Genomic DNA, 14,635 nt, shown 5'->3' with positions numbered 1-14,635 from the left:
CCGCCGATGATCGACGACATCCGCTACCTGATCGTGTTCGCGAAGATCGCCGAGGTCGGCTCCATCTCCGGCGGCGCGGAGGCCCTCGGGCTGAGCAGCGCCACCGCCAGCCTGCACCTGTCGCGGCTGGAGAAGAACCTGGGTTGCGCGCTGCTCTACCGCAACACCCGCAAGCTGTCGCTGACCCAGGACGGCGCCGGCCTGCTGGAAACGGCGCGGTCGATGCTGGAGCTGTACGAGAAGGGCGTGATCGAGTTCAAGCAGCGCTCCGTCGCCACCCGCGACAACCTGCGCATCGCCATGCCGGCGCTGTTCATCAACAGCGACTTCACCCGGCACATCGCGGCCTTCGCCCGGGATTACCCGGAGGTGGTGCTGAGCATCGCCTGCGACGACAGCCGCAACGACATCATCGGCGAGGGCATCGACGTCGCCTTCCGCATCGGCGAGCTGCCGGACAGTTCGCTCAAGGCGCGCCACCTGTTCGTGCTGCCGCGCAGGGTGGTGGCGACCCGGGAGTTCCTCGCCGGCTACGCGCCGCCTAGCCACCCCAGCGACCTGGCTTCTATGAAGTGGATCGGCCTGACCATGCGGCCGAACCTGCGCGTGTTCCGCCACGTCGATGGCGAGGAGGCGGAAGTCGCCTACACCCCAGGCGTGCGGGTGGACAATGTGGAAGCCTCCTGCCGGCTGGCCTGCCTGGGCGTCGGCCTGGCCGCGCCGCCCAACTACCTGACCGACGAGGCCATCCGCCGCGGCGAGCTGGTGGCCGTGCTGCCGGAGTGGGCGCTGGAGCCGCTGAAGGTCTATGCCGTGTGGCCGTCCAACGTGTCGACCAGCAGCATCGCCTACACCCTGATCAACCGCCTCTACGACGCCTTCAGCTCCCGCTCGCTGGAGTGAGCTGGGTCCACAGCATGTAGCCGGCGGTGGCGATCAGCGTGCCGCCCATCGCCAGGTTGAACAGGCGGATGCGCAGCCGGCTGCCGAGCAGCAGCGAGAGGCGGTCGCCGAGCACCGCCCAGGCCGCCAGCGACAGGTAGCAGACGACGAAGTAGATGGCCACGAAGGCGATCAGCAGCGCCGGCGTGTGCGGGCTGGCGAACAGCGCCGCGCCGGAGGCGCAGGCGATCCAGGCCTTGGGATTGAGCCACTGCAGCAGCGCGCCCTGGACGAAGCCGGGCCGCTCGGCGCGCGCCACCGCCAGCTCCGCGGGCGCCGTGGCGATCCGGTAGCCGACGTGGATGATGAACAGCGAGCCGGCCACCCCGAGGTAGCGGAAGAACAGCGGGTAGTGCTCGATCACCGCGAGAAACCAGAAGCCGACGAACACCAGCAGCAGGGTGAAGCCCAGAGTGGCGCCGGATACGAACGGCAGGGTGCGGCGGAAGCCGTGGTTGGCGCCGGAGGCGACGATCACCATGTTCACCGGGCCGGGTGAGATGGACATGCCCAGGGCGAACAGGCCCATCGCCAGGATCAGAGTCGGTTCCATGGGCGATCTCCTCTAAAGCCGCGCGCTCAGCGCAGCAGTCCCAGGTTGCCGGTCAGCCGGGTCACCAGCTGCCTGTCGCCGAACAGGCCCAGCCCCTGGTAGCGGATCGCCTCGTCCGGGCCCTGGGCCAGCACGGCGGCGTACTCCTCGTAGGAACGGGTGGTGCGGGTGGCGTCGATCAGGTCCACCACCAGCAGCTCCGGTTCGAATTCGCGCAACTGCTCGCGCATGTGCTTGAGCCGCTCGGCGGTGCCCTTGAGGATCGGCAGGGCGAGGGTGGTGATGCCTTCGTGCGCCTGGCCCCGGTGATCGACCAGGTCGTGACCGATCATCTCCGGGTAGAGTCTGCCGAGGCTGGCGGCGATCACGGCGGCGGTGTTGGCGATGACGCCGAGGGGAAGGTGTTCGTCGATGACGATGACGCACTTGTGGTCGGGCATGGGCTTTCTCGATAGCTCGTTCGCGAGAGCCCGGCCGTGTTCGCCGGCCGGGCGGTGAGCGCAACGTTATCGGGAAAGGCCCGGCGGATTAACGGGCAATCCTCTAAGGCTGTCTTTGATTCCGGCCCTTACCAGGGCAGGGTCTGGCGCTGGTAGTCGACGAAGTGGCAGCCGCCGGCGCCCCGGTGGGCGGCGATGGTGGTCACCAGGCCGGCGACGCTCTGCTCCACGCTCAGCGGCGCGCCGGTGCCGCCCATGTCGGTCTTCACCCAGCCCGGATGCAGCGCCAGCAGCGTGGCCGACGGCGGCTCGGCCGAGTGGCTCCAGCTCTGCAGCAGGCTGTTCAGCGCTGCCTTGCTGGCGCCGTAGAGCGGCATGCTGGCGGAGAGGGCCAGTTCCACGCTGCCCATCTGAGAACTCATGAAGGCCAGCACGCCGTCGCGTTCGACGCGTGGTGCCAGGGCCTTGGCCAGGCGCAGCGGGGCGATGGCGTTGACCAGGAACAGCTCGGCCAGCTCGTCGCGGGTCGCCTGGCGCTCGTCCTGGTGGGCCGGGCCGGAGATGCCGGCGTTGAAGAGCGCGACATCGAGACGGGCGTCGCCCAGGGCGTCCGCGATCTCGACCGCCGCCCGTTCGCCGGCCAGATCGCAGATCTGCACCTGGAGCTGGCCGGGATGGCGCGCGGCGAGTTCGGCCAGCGCGGCGTTGCCTGCGCTGCGCACGATGGCGTGGACCCGGTCGCCCCGGGCGAGAAAGGCCTGTACCAGGCCGAGACCGAGGCCCCGGGAGGCTCCGGCGATGAGGACGTGCTGCATGGTCGCGGTTCCTGTGTGTGGCAAGGGGAAGCGCCATGGTAGCGCAGGCGGCGCGGCCGTCGGCGGGGCCGGCGCAATCGCCATCGGCATCGTGTGGGCTTTGTCCGGCGGACAACAGCCTTTCAGCAAGCTGTTCCGCCAGGCCTATCGGCAACTGTTGGCCGTCGTCGGCAAGTGACTGTCCCGCAAGGAAAAAACCTCATGGCACATGGGTTGCTCAAGGACCCGGCGAGGGATGCGCCGCATCTTCGACAACAACATATGCAAGGGGGAGCGAATGAACAGGGCAGCACGCGAATCACGACCGGGGCGGGTGGCCACATGGGCGCTCGGAAGCCTGCTGGCGGCCACGGCCGGCGCCGGCCACGCCGCCGATGACCCGCGCCTGGCGACGGTGGTGGTGCAGGGCAGCAAGGCCAGCGAGGCCGAGCAGGCGAAGCAGGAACTGAAGAAGGTGGCCGGCGCGGTCGGCGTGGTGGACAACCGGGAAGTCGAACGGGGGCGGGCGCAGAACGCCGAGGACGTGCTGGCCTACCAGCCCGGCGTGTTCGCCCAGGCCACCAGCGGCACCGGCGCCAACAAAATCTCCATCCGCGGTTCCGGCCTCAACACCTTCTACCAGGGCTACGTCATGGGCATCAAATTCCTCTACGACGGCCTGCCGATCACCGGCCCCGGCGGCACCCAGGAAGACATGCTGAACATGGCCGGCGTCGACCACACCGAGGTGCTCTACGGCGCCAACGCCTTCGCCCACACGGCGCTGTCCCTGGGCGGCGCGATCAACTTCGTCACCCACACCGGCTACACCTCGCCGGGCGCCTACCTGCGCCTGGACGTCGGCCCCTACGGCTACCACAAGCAGCAGCTCAGCTACGGCGGCGTGTCGGGCGACAGCGACTTCTACGTCTCGCTGCTGCACAACGAGCGCGACGGCTTCCAGGACGACACGCCCAACCGCGGCAAGGACTTCATCGCCAACTTCGGCCATGCGTTCAGTCCCCGGCTGGATACCCGGCTGATCGTTCGCTACCGTGAGGAGCGGCTGCTCAACGGCAGCACCCTGACCAAGGCGCAGATCGAGGACGACCCGAGCCACAACCGACTGCTGTCCGACCGCCGCAAGGACGGCACGACGCTGGTCGCCAGCAAGACCACCTACACCTTCGATGACGACTCCAGGCTGGAAGTCGGCCTCGGCTACAACAACTACCCGCTGCTCAACGGCTGGCGCTACGCTGCCACGGCGCAGGACTGGCGTTCCACCGACCTGAGCACGGTGATCCGCTACCTGCGCAGCGGCGACCGCCTGTTCGGCCTGCCCAGCGACACCACCCTGACCTTCAGCGACACCCGCCTGATCGACGGCGACGTCACCGGCTACCGCCAGAGCGACTGGACCAAGGTGCGCTACACCGACTACACCGGCTCGCGGGACACCGTGCTCGCCCTGGGCAACGAACTGCAGCTGGCCGAGGACTACTGGCTGTCGTCCGGCCTGTCGCTGATCAACATCGACCGCACTGCGCGGATCAAGTACTCGATCAACGCCAACACCAGCGACTTCCCCGACCGCGTCAGCTACGACGAGTGGCACGTGGCGCCGCGCCTCGGCCTGCGCTACCAGCTCAGCCCCGAGGTGCAGCTGTTCGCCAACGTCAGCCGCTCCATCGACCCGCCGGTGACCTGGCAGCACGGCAGCACCGCCAACCCCTATCTGCGCCCGCTCGACCCGCAGAAGGGCACCACGGCCGAGTTCGGCATCCGCGGCGCGGCCGGCATCTTCGAGGGCACCCTGGCGCTGTACCGCTCGTGGATCAGCGACGAGCTGCTGACCGTGGTCATCAGCCCCGCCACGCCCACCGCCGACGCGGTGACGGCCAACGCCAACGCCAGCGACACCATCCACCAGGGGCTCGAAGCCGGGCTCGACACCCGGCTCTGGGAGGGCGCCGGCGGCCATCGCGTCACCCTGCGCCAGGCCTACACCTTCAACGACTTCTTCTACCGGGACGACGACGCCTTCGGCGACAACGAGCTGCCCAGCCTACCGCGCCACGTCTACCAGGCGGAGCTGGAATACCGACACCCGCAGGGCTTCTACGCGTCGCTCAACCTGCGCTTGGCCTCCGCCTACTACGTGGACTACGCCAACACGCTCAAGGCGCCGTCCTACACCCTGTTCGGCGCGAAGCTGGGCTATGACGACCCGGCCGAGCGCTGGAGCCTGTTCCTCGACGCCCGCAACCTCACCGACGAGCACTACGCGACGGCGGCCAACACCGCCTACGACCTCAAGGGCGTGGACTCGCCGAACTTCTACCCCGGCGACGGCTTCGGCGTGTACGCCGGCGCCTCGTACCGCTTCGACTGAGCGGGGCCGCCGCCATGCAGGATACCGTCGAGTTCACAGAAAACCTCCGCCGCGCCTGGACCTGGCTGGTGGCGCTGGCCTTGCTGTCGCTGCTGCTGCCGGGCTGCGGCGACGAGCCGGGGCACAAGGAGGGCACCGCCGGGCCGGCGCCCGCCAGCGCCATCTATCCCGCCAGCGACTACTTCGAGCAGGCGCCGGGCCGGCGCGGGGGCACCTTGCGGGTGTCCGTGGCGCTGGACACCGGGTCGCTCGATCTGCACGCCCTGTCCCACACCAACACCCAGTGGCTGGGCCGACTGATCCACGACAACCTGGTCTACCTGGACGAGCAGGGCCGGGTCACGCCCTGGCTCGCCCGGTCGTGGGACATCTCCGAGGACGGCAGGACCTACACCTTCCACCTGCGCGACGACGTTACCTTCAGCGACGGCGCCCGCTTCGACGCCGAGGCGGTGCGGGTCAACCTGGAGCACATGCGCGACCCCGCCACCAAGGCGCCGCTGGCCGCCGCCTACATCGCGCCCTACGTGGACGGCGAGGTGGTCGACGCCTTCACCTTCCGTGCCCACCTGCGCGAGCCGTACACGCCGTTCCTCCACGTCCTGGCCCAGTCCTACCTGGCCATGCTGTCGCCCAGGGCCATCGTGGAGAACCCAGGCGCGCTGGCCGAGGCGCCGGTCGGCTCCGGCCCGTTCGTGGTGGAGCGCTACACCCGCCAGCAGGGCATCCGCCTGGTGCGCCGGGAGGACTACCACTGGGCACCCGATCATCTGCGCCACGCGGGGCCGGCCTACCTGGAGCGGATCGACATCGACTTCGTGCCCGAGCCGCTGATCCGCTACACCTCGCTGGCGGCCGGCCAGTACGACTTCACCCTGGACGCGCCGACCCAGAACGCGGCGGCCATCCGCGCCGACGACCGCCTGCTGTTCGACAGCCGCATCCGCCAGGGCAACCCCAATCGCGGCATCACCTTCAACACCGAGCGGTTTCCCTTCGACGACGTGCGCGTGCGCCGGGCCTTCGCCCTGGCGGTGGACCGCGAGGGCATCGTGCGCATCAGCGGCTTCGGCGAGTTCAGGCCCAAGAGCGACTTCCTGGCCGCCAACACCCGCTACTACGACCCGGCCTTCCAGGATGCGCTTCGCCACGACCCGGAGGCCGCCGGCCGGCTGCTGGACGAGGCGGGCTGGCACGAGCGCGACGCGCAGGGGTACCGGATAAAGGAGGGAAGGCGGCTGGAGGCCGAGGTGCTGCTGGCCGAGGGGCTGGTGACGACCACCGACGCGGTGGCGATCCAGGCCGACGTGAGGAAGATCGGCTTCGCCCTGCGCATCGCCCAGCTGCCGCCGCTGCACATCATCGAGCGGCGCGCCGCCAACGACTACCAGGCCACCGGCTCCGGCGTCTGGCACACCAACACGCCGGACGGCCTGTACATCCTCTACCACAGCGACGAGATCATCTCGCCCAGGCGCATCGGTCAGAACGTGGCGCGCCTGCGCGACCCGCTCCTCGACGACCTGCTCGGCCGCGCCCGGCGCAGTGCCGACGACGCGCTGCTGCGCAGCCTGTACAGCCAGGCCCAGCAGCGGCTGACCGAACTGGTGCCCGGTGTGCCGCTGTACGAGAACCACAGCCTGACCGCGCGGGGCGCCCATGTGAAAGGGATCATCTACGACACCTCGCACAACACGCCGATCTTCACGGGGGCCTGGCTGGACGAGGAGGGACGCTAGGCGGGACCAATGAAAAGGCGATGTCCCCGTGAGTCGCTGCATACCTTGTGGGAGCGGCCTTGGCCGCGAATGTCGCGGCCAATCGGAATGCCGCCCAGCCGCTCCCACAAACGCAGGATTGCGCCACCAACACGCAACGGGGACATAGCCAATGAAAAAGCGGTGTACCCGTTACCTGTTGCAGCTCCTGACCCCTTCTGGATCCCCGCCTGCGCGGGGATGACGAGGTAGGGGTGGAGTTTCTTCCGCAGCCGTCATTCCCGCGCAGGCGGGAATCCAGGGCAGGCAGCTGTAGTGTCTGCAACCCGAAGCGTGGGCATGGCCAATGAAAAACTGTGTACCCATTACCTGCTGTAGCCCCCTGACCCCTTCTGGATTCCCGCCTGCGCGGGGATGACGAGGTAGGGGTGGGGTTTCTTCCGCAGCCGTCATTCCCGCGTAGGCGGGAATCCAGGGGCGGGCAGCTGTCTGCAACCCGAAGCGTGGGCATGGCCAATGAAAAGCTGTGTACCCGTTACCTGTTCGTAGCTCCTGACCCCTTCTGGATCCCCGCCTGCGCGGGGATGACGAGGTAGGGGGGAGTTTCTTCCGAAACCGTCATTCCCGCGCAGGCGGGAATCCAGGGGCAGGCAGCTCCAGCGATGACCACGCGACGCGCAGAAGTGGGTTAGGCACAGGCCTTAACCCACTCCTGCGCGGAGCATGGACTTTGTGTTTTCCAGTTGTTTATTGGCGAATAAAACAGCACCTGCTGTTTTTCGCGCACAAGCATATAACCGAAACCACTGTTCGCCGAAAAACAGTTGTTCAACATTCTGTTATCCGAATCGAATTCAAGTTTGTTCGTGAGTTTTCTCAAGATACTGATTTTGCTGGTTTTTATAAGTTGGAACGGCGCTTGCTAAATGGACAGGTAAGAGAGCTACACAACAACAAGAAGCTCATCGACATGACCTTGTCTTTATAGGAGTAAGTTTAGGTGCGCTGGGTTTCTTTGATGGGGGAAGTGAGTGAAAAGGGCAAACCGAGTCCGCTGTGGATGGCGGTGGGCATCGGTTCTCTGATGATGGCTGCGGGCCAGGGCGCGAGCGCCGCTGAGCCGGCGAGCGAGAAGGAGCAGCGGCTGGAGACCGTGGTGGTGCGGGGCGAGCAGAAGACCGAGGCGCAGAAGGCCAAGGTCAAGCTGGAGGAGGTCGCCGGGGGCACGAGCCTGGTGGACAACGCCGAGGTGGAGAAGGGCCGCTCTTCCACCCTGGAAGACGTGCTGGCGTTCCAGCCCGGGGTGATCGCCCAGGCCGCCGGCGGCAACGATGCGATCAAGATTTCCATCCGTGGCTCGGGGGCCAACGCCTCGCCCGGCTATTTCCGCGAGGGCACCAAGTTCCTGTTCGACGGCCTCGCCCTGACCGGACCGGGCGGCACGCCCTACGAGCTGCTGGAGATGTCCGGCGTCAACTACACCGAGGTGCTGCGCGGCGCCAACGCCTTCGACTACACCGCGCTGTCCCTGGGCGGCGCGATCAACATGGTCACCCACACTGGCCACAGCTCGCCGGGCAACTACGCCCGCTTCGAGGCCGGCAGCTTCGGCTGGCGCAAGCAGCAGCTGAGCACCGGCGGCGTGGTGGACGACGCCGACTACTACATCAGCCTGTCCAATTCCGAGCGCGAGGGCTACCAGGACTACACCTTCAACAAGGCCAAGGGCGTCGTCTCCAACTTCGGCTACCGCTTCAGTCCCAAGCTCGATACGCGCCTGATCGTGCGCTACCGCGAGCAGTACCACGAGAACGCCAGCACCCTGACCCGGGCCCAGCTCAAGGACGACCCGAGCCAGCCCAACCCGACCACCGTCGCCCAGCGCGGCGACTCGACCAAGAACGGCTCGATCTGGGTCGGCAGCAAGACCACCTACACCCTCGACGACGACTCGCAGGTGGAACTGGGCCTGGTCTACCACAACTACCGCCAGATCCTCGGCAAGAAGAGCCCGGTGATCCCCAACCACTGGCAGTGGCGCGACCTCAACAGCTCCCTGCGCTACCTGCGCAGCGACCGGCTGTTCGGCCTGCAGAGCAACACCACCCTGAGCTTCAGCAACACCCTGCACGACCGCGCCGAGGTCAAGACCTACGACGGCGTGAGCCGCAAGCTGCTCAAGGAGACCAACTACAGCGGCTCGTTCGACACGGTGTTCGCCGCCGGCAACGAACTGGAGCTGACCGAGCGCCTGTGGCTGTCCAGCGGCCTGTCCCTGGTCAACATCCGCCGCGACGTGGACGTCAACTTCTCCGACCGGGCCAACACCAGCCCGTACCCGCAGCACTACAAGTACGACAACTGGAGCCTTGCGCCGCGCCTCGGCCTGCGCTACTTCCTGACCCCGGACATCCAGCTGTTCGGCAACGTCAGCCGTTCCATCGACCCGCCCAGCGCCTGGTCTATCTCGCCGTCCGGCCCGACCAACAACTACGCCAAGACCCTGGTGGAGCAGAAGGGCAACACTGTCGAGATCGGCATCCGCGGCGCGCGCGGCCCGCTGTCCGGCAGCCTGGCGCTGTACCGCAGCTGGCTGCACGACGAGCTGCTCAACGTCGAGATCATCCCGGCCCGCGGCAACTCGCCGGCGGTGACCTCCACCTCCAACGCCAGCGCGACCATCCACCAGGGTGTCGAGGCGGGGCTGGACGCCGAGCTGTGGCGGGGCGTGCGCGGCGACACCCTGGTGCTGCGCCAGGCCTACACCTTCAACGACTTCTACTACCGCAACGACGACGAGTTCGGCGCCAACGAGCTGCCCGGCCTGCCGCGCCACATCTACCAGGCCGAGCTGAAGTACCAGCACGCCAGCGGCTTCTACGCCGGGGTCGACGTGCGCACGGCGTCGAGCACGCCGGTGGACTACGCCAACTCGTTCCAGGCCCCGTCCTACACGGTGTTCGGCGCCAAGCTCGGCTACGAGGAGCCGGGCCAGCGCTGGCAGGTGTTCCTCGACCTGCGCAACCTCACCGACGAGCACTACGCCACCACCATCAGCCCGATCTACAACGCCCGCGGCAACGATGCGGCGGCGCTCTACTCGGGCGACGGCTTCGGCGCGTTCACCGGCGTGGCCTTGCGTTTCTGAACCCGGGCCGCGGGCACTCCCGCGGCCGCTCACCGCACTTTCAGGAAACCGCGTTATGCAACCAACTCCAGGCACAGGCTCCCACGGCAGGCCGGCCGGCGCATTGCGCCGATTCGGCGCGCTGCTCGGTGCCCTGCTGATCCTCGCCGGCTGCTCGCCCGCCGAGGAGCCCACCGCCGGCCAGGCGGGCACCGGCACCGGCGCCGCGCCCGCCAGCGGCCAGGTCGTCGACGGCCTGCTCAGCTACCCGGCCAGCGACTACCACGAGCAGGGGCCGGGCAAGCCGGGCGGCGTGCTGCGCGCCTCGGTGACGCTGGATACCGGCACCTTCGACGTCCACTCCATCGCCCACGGCAACGTGCAGTGGCTGGGGCGGATCGTCTACGACGGCCTGGTCTACCAGGACGAGCAGGGACGCATCTCGCCCTGGCTGGCCAAGTCCTGGGAGATTTCCGCGGATGGCACCGTGTACACCTTCCACCTGCGCGACGACGTGACCTTCAGCGACGGCACCCGGTTCGACGCCGAGGCCGTGCGCGTCAACCTGGAGCACATGCGCGATCCGGCCACCAAATCGCCCCTGGCGGCGGCCTACATCGCGCCGTACCTGCAGGGCAGGGTGGTCGACCCGTTCACCTTCGAGGCGACCCTGCGCGAGCCGTACTCGCCGTTCCTCGACGTGCTGGCCCAGTCCTGGCTGAGTATGATCTCGCCGAAGCAGATCCTCGAAGACCCGAAATCCATCGCCGAGCGGCCGATCGGCTCCGGCCCGTTCGTGCTGGAGAGCTACACCCGCGAGCAGGGCGCCACCTTCGTGCGCCGCGAGGACTACGCCTGGGCGCCGCCGGTCACCCGGCACCAGGGCCCGGCGTACCTGGAGCGCATCGAGCTGACCTTCGTCCCCGAGTCGATGATCCGCTACAGCTCGCTGCTGTCCGGCCAGCACGACTTCACCCTGGACGCGCCGACCCAGAACGCCGCGGCCATCCGCGCCAACCCCGAGCTGGTGTTGCACAGCCGCATCCGCAAGGGCAACCCGTTCCGCAGCCTGACCTTCAACGTCGAGCGCTTCCCGTTCGACGACGTGCGGGTGCGCCGGGCGCTGACCAGGGCGGTGGACCGCGACGGCCTGGCCTGGATCGTCGGCTTCGGCGAATACCAGCCGAAGAGCGACTTCCTGGCCGCCAACTCGCGCTTCTACGACCCCTCGTTCACCGAGTCGCTGAAGTACGACGTGGCCGAGGCCGGACGCCTGCTCGACGAGGCCGGCTGGGGCGAGCGCGACGCCGAGGGCTACCGGGTGAAGGAGGGCAGGCGCCTGGCGGCGACCCTGCTGATGAGCGAGAACCCGGCGTTCCCCAGCAGCGTGGCGGTGGCGATCCAGGCCGACGCGAAGAAGATCGGTTTCCAGATCGAGCTGGAAGTGCTGCCCCTGGCCCAGGCCACCGACCGTCGCTACGCCGGCGACTACCAGGCGCTGGGCGGCGGCTACTGGCACACCAACACGCCGGACGGCCTGTTCATCCTCTACCACAGCGCCTCGATCTCCACGCCGCAGCTGATCGGCCAGAACAGCTCGCGCCTGCGCGACGCCGAGCTGGACGACCTGCTGTCCCGCGCCCGGCGCAGCACCGACGAGAACGAACTGCGCAGCCTGTACGGCCAGGCCCAGCGGCGCCTCACCGAGCTGGTGCCGGCGGCGCCGTCCTACGAGAGCCACCACATCGTCGCCCACCATGCGTACGTGAAGGGGCTGATCTTCGACACCTCGCACAACACGCCTTTCTTCACCAGCGTCTGGCTGGACAAGGAGCGGCCATGATCGTCCTGCGACGGGTCCTGTTGCGCCTGCTGGCGGGCGTGGCGGTGTTGTGGGGCGCGGCCACGCTGACCTTCGTCGGCCTCAACGTCACCGGCGGCGACCCCGCCCTGGCCATCCTCGGCGGGCCGGATGCGATGCCCACGGCCGAGGCGCTGGCCCAGGTGCGCCGCGAATACGGCCTGGACCAGCCGCTGGTGGTGCAGTACGCCAGCTACCTGGGGCGCCTGGCCCAGGGCGACCTGGGCGAGTCCTACCGCCTGCGCATCCCGGTGACCCGGGCCATCGGCGAGCACATTGGCGCCACCGTGTGGCTGGCGCTGTGGGCCGCCCTGGTGGCGGTGCTGCTGTCGGTGGTGGTGGCCACGCTGACCGCGCGCCGCGGCCGCCACGTCGGCGCGCTGTCGTCGGGCACCGAGCTGGTGCTGTCGTCGATGCCCTCGTTCGTGCTCGGCATCCTGCTGTTGCTGGTGTTCTCGTTCCAGCTGCGCCTGCTGCCGCCGACCGGCTCCAGCGGCTGGAAGACCATGGTGCTGCCGACCCTGACCCTGGCCCTGCCGGTGGCGGCGGTGCTGACCCAGGTGCTGCGCCAGGAGCTAGAGGACATCCTCGAACAGCCCTTCATCATGATGGCCCGCGCCCGCGGGCTGTCCGAGGCCGGCGTGCGCCTGGGCCACGCCCTGCGCCACGCGCTGATCCCGCTGGTGACCCTGTCCGGCTTCATCCTCGCCAGCCTGCTCGGCGGCGCGGTGATCACCGAGACCCTGTTCGCCCGCCAGGGCGTGGGCCGCCTGATGCTCGACGCGGCCAACGGCAAGGACGTGCCCATGGTGCTCGGCATCACCCTGCTGGCGGCGCTGATCTACGTGGTGGTCAACCTGGTCGTCGACCTGCTGCTGCCGCTGATCGATCCCCGGGTGAACGCGCGATGAGCATGAGCACCCAGATCGCCCTGCATCGACTGCGCGCGCTGTTCGACGAAGACAGCGCGCCGTCCCCGCTCCAACTTCACGACATCGTCAAGGATTCCGAAATGATCTTCAGCGAGCCCGAGACCCTGCTCACGGCCAGCGACGCCGTGGCGGCGCCCACCGACGACCAGCTGCTGGCCCGGTTCAACCCCATCTTCGAACGCATCGCCGAAGGCGCCATCGCCCGCGAGCAGGAACGCGAGCTGCCCTACGAGGCGGTCAACTGGCTGCGCGACGCCGGCTTCGGCCGCCTGCGCGTGCCGCAGCGCCACGGCGGCTTCGGCGCCAGCCTGGAGCAGCTGTTCCGCCTGGTCAGCCGCCTTGCCGAGGCCGACTCCAACCTGCCGCAGATCTTCCGCGCCCACTTCGGCTTCGTCGAGGGCCGCCTCAACGACGAGGACGAGCAGGGCAACGCGCGCTGGTTCCAGCGCGTGGTCGCCGGCGAGCTGTTCGGCGCGGCCATGGCCGAGCGCACCGAGACCACCGGCAACAGCGTCAACCTGACCGAGGACGGCGAACGCTGGCTGCTCGACGGCGAGAAGTACTACTGCACCGGCACCCTCTACGCCGACTGGATCGCCGTGTCGGCCAACCAGGGCGACGAGCACGTGGCCATCGCCGTGCCGACCACCGCGCCCGGCGTCACCCGCCTGGACGACTGGGACGGCTTCGGCCAGCGCCTGACCGCCAGCGGCACCACCCGCTTCGAGCGGGTCGAGGTCGGCGAGGAACAGATATTCCGCCGCTTCAAGCTGGGCGAGGGACGGACCGACTCCTACATCAGCGCCTTCTACCAGCAGGTCCACCTGGCCACCCTGGCCGGCATCGCCCGCGCCGTGCAGCGCGACGCCATCGCCTTCGTCCAGGGCCGTACCCGCACCTTCGGCATTCCCGGCCAGTCCAGCCCGCGCCACGACCCGCTGGTGCAACGGGTGGTCGGCCGCCTGTCGAGCCTGGCCTTCGCCAGCGAGGCGCTGGTCGAGAAGGTCTCGCGCAGCCTGGACCAGCTGTGGCACGCCTGGCTGGCCGGCACCGCCACGGCCGAGCAGTACGCCGAGGCCGACATCCGCACCTTCCAGGCGCAGCAGATCGTCATCGGCCAGGTGCTGGAGGCCACCACCCTGTTGTTCGAGGTCGGCGGCGCTTCCGCCGCGAGCAGCGCGCGGCGCCTAGACCGGCACTGGCGCAACGCGCGCACCCTGGCTTCGCACAACCCGGCGATCCTGCGCGAGGCCTACCTGGGCGACTACTACCTCAATGGCACCGTGCCGAGCAAAGCCTGGGCCGAGCGCTTCGCCGAGGCCAAGGCGAAGGACCCGGCGCAGCCGGTGCAACCGGCGGTCAACGAGGGGGACCTGGCATGAGCGGCGGCAAGCGGCAGATGAGCATCGGCATGAACATCCTCGGCTTCGGCGCCCACGCCGCGGCCTGGCGCACCGGCGAGGCGCCGGCCCATGCGCTGACCGATCTCGACTACTTCACCCACATCGCCAAGGTGTCCGAGCGCGGCACCCTGGATGCGATCTTCCTGGCCGACGGCCCGGCGCTGGCCGGCGACGTGTCCCGCCAGCCCTCGGGCCGGCTGGAGCCGACCGTGCTGCTCACCGCCATCGCCCTGGCGACCCGCCACATCGGCGTGATCGCCACCGCCTCCAGCACCTTCAACGAGCCGTTCAACCTGGCCCGGCGCCTGGCCTCGGTGGACCACGTCAGCGGCGGGCGCGCGGCGTGGAACGTGGTCACCACCTACAACGACGCCGCCGCGCAGAACTTCGGCCAGGCGGGTTCGGCGCTGCATGCCGAGCGCTACGGCCGCGCCGAGGAATTCGTCGAGGTGGTGCAGAAGCTGTGGGAC

General features: G+C 68.7%; 12 protein-coding genes. 9 read left to right on the top strand and 3 right to left on the bottom strand.

The genetic code is table 11. The annotated features are described in order from the left end of the window. The first annotated feature begins 6 nt into the window (after window positions 1–6). Window positions 7–903 (top strand): LysR family transcriptional regulator, encoded by an 897-nt coding sequence (locus N7640_RS21665; protein ID WP_279902356.1) that lies wholly within the window; start codon window positions 7–9, stop codon window positions 901–903. On the opposite strand, the gene N7640_RS21660 is transcribed toward N7640_RS21665, so the two are convergent. From N7640_RS21660 to N7640_RS21650, 3 genes are all read right to left on the bottom strand, one after another. Beyond that, a complete protein-coding gene (locus N7640_RS21660) occupies window positions 881–1,495 on the bottom strand; it encodes a LysE family translocator (RefSeq protein WP_279902357.1) in 615 nt (204 codons plus the stop codon). The genes N7640_RS21665 and N7640_RS21660 overlap by 23 nt on opposite strands. Window positions 1,496–1,521: 26 nt before the next feature. Beyond that, complete coding sequence (locus N7640_RS21655) at window positions 1,522–1,935, bottom strand: DUF2000 domain-containing protein (protein ID WP_279902358.1); 414 nt, start codon at window positions 1,933–1,935, stop codon at window positions 1,522–1,524. Window positions 1,936–2,063: 128 nt separating this feature from the next. Next, window positions 2,064–2,750: an SDR family oxidoreductase gene (locus tag N7640_RS21650; protein ID WP_279902359.1), complete on the bottom strand. Its 687-nt coding sequence runs from the start codon at window positions 2,748–2,750 to the stop codon at window positions 2,064–2,066. Between N7640_RS21650 and N7640_RS21645 the strand changes: the two genes are divergently transcribed. From N7640_RS21645 to N7640_RS21610, 8 genes are all read left to right on the top strand, one after another. Next, entirely contained in the window at window positions 2,749–2,928 is a 180-nt protein-coding gene (locus N7640_RS21645; RefSeq protein WP_279902360.1) for a hypothetical protein, read from the top strand. The two genes, N7640_RS21650 and N7640_RS21645, sit on opposite strands and share 2 nt — an antisense overlap. Window positions 2,929–3,027: 99 nt before the next feature. Beyond that, entirely contained in the window at window positions 3,028–5,124 is a 2,097-nt protein-coding gene (locus N7640_RS21640) for a TonB-dependent receptor (RefSeq protein WP_279902361.1), read from the top strand. Between the two features lie 14 nt (window positions 5,125–5,138). Then, entirely contained in the window at window positions 5,139–6,863 is a 1,725-nt protein-coding gene (locus N7640_RS21635; protein WP_279902362.1) for an ABC transporter substrate-binding protein, read from the top strand. 979 nt (window positions 6,864–7,842) lie between these two features. After that, on the top strand, window positions 7,843–9,990 hold the full coding sequence (locus N7640_RS21630) for a TonB-dependent receptor (RefSeq protein WP_279902363.1): 2,148 nt from the start codon (window positions 7,843–7,845) through the stop codon (window positions 9,988–9,990). A gap of 55 nt (window positions 9,991–10,045) precedes the next feature. Then, a complete protein-coding gene (locus N7640_RS21625) occupies window positions 10,046–11,812 on the top strand; it encodes an ABC transporter substrate-binding protein (protein WP_279902364.1) in 1,767 nt (588 codons plus the stop codon). Continuing rightward, window positions 11,809–12,741 carry an ABC transporter permease gene (locus tag N7640_RS21620; protein ID WP_279902365.1) on the top strand — a complete coding sequence of 311 codons (933 nt, stop codon included), beginning with the start codon at window positions 11,809–11,811 and terminating at the stop codon, window positions 12,739–12,741. The genes N7640_RS21625 and N7640_RS21620 overlap by 4 nt, the downstream gene beginning before the upstream one ends. 2 nt (window positions 12,742–12,743) lie before the next feature. Next, the gene (locus N7640_RS21615) at window positions 12,744–14,144 is read left to right on the top strand and encodes an acyl-CoA dehydrogenase family protein (RefSeq protein WP_279902579.1); all 1,401 of its coding nucleotides are present in this window, start codon (window positions 12,744–12,746) and stop codon (window positions 14,142–14,144) included. Then, on the top strand, window positions 14,141–14,635 hold a 495-nt coding region (locus N7640_RS21610), incomplete at its 3' end, for an LLM class flavin-dependent oxidoreductase (RefSeq protein ID WP_279906233.1). The genes N7640_RS21615 and N7640_RS21610, both read left to right, overlap by 4 nt.

The sequence above is a fragment of the Pseudomonas sp. GD04015 genome (assembly GCF_029837675.1).
Lineage (GTDB): Bacteria > Pseudomonadota > Gammaproteobacteria > Pseudomonadales > Pseudomonadaceae > Aquipseudomonas > Aquipseudomonas paralcaligenes.
The sequence above is the reverse complement of the archived record's forward strand: the minus strand, read 5'-3'. Positions and strand labels throughout refer to the sequence as shown.

Coding starts and splice junctions, on each gene's coding strand:
- N7640_RS21665 (WP_279902356.1), top strand. CDS start 7: ATGATCGACGACATCCGCTACCTGATCGTGTTCGCGAAGATCGCCGAG.
- N7640_RS21660 (WP_279902357.1), bottom strand. CDS start 1,495: ATGGAACCGACTCTGATCCTGGCGATGGGCCTGTTCGCCCTGGGCATG.
- N7640_RS21655 (WP_279902358.1), bottom strand. CDS start 1,935: ATGCCCGACCACAAGTGCGTCATCGTCATCGACGAACACCTTCCCCTC.
- N7640_RS21645 (WP_279902360.1), top strand. CDS start 2,749: ATGGTCGCGGTTCCTGTGTGTGGCAAGGGGAAGCGCCATGGTAGCGCA.
- N7640_RS21650 (WP_279902359.1), bottom strand. CDS start 2,750: ATGCAGCACGTCCTCATCGCCGGAGCCTCCCGGGGCCTCGGTCTCGGC.
- N7640_RS21640 (WP_279902361.1), top strand. CDS start 3,028: ATGAACAGGGCAGCACGCGAATCACGACCGGGGCGGGTGGCCACATGG.
- N7640_RS21635 (WP_279902362.1), top strand. CDS start 5,139: ATGCAGGATACCGTCGAGTTCACAGAAAACCTCCGCCGCGCCTGGACC.
- N7640_RS21625 (WP_279902364.1), top strand. CDS start 10,046: ATGCAACCAACTCCAGGCACAGGCTCCCACGGCAGGCCGGCCGGCGCA.
- N7640_RS21620 (WP_279902365.1), top strand. CDS start 11,809: ATGATCGTCCTGCGACGGGTCCTGTTGCGCCTGCTGGCGGGCGTGGCG.
- N7640_RS21615 (WP_279902579.1), top strand. CDS start 12,744: ATGAGCACCCAGATCGCCCTGCATCGACTGCGCGCGCTGTTCGACGAA.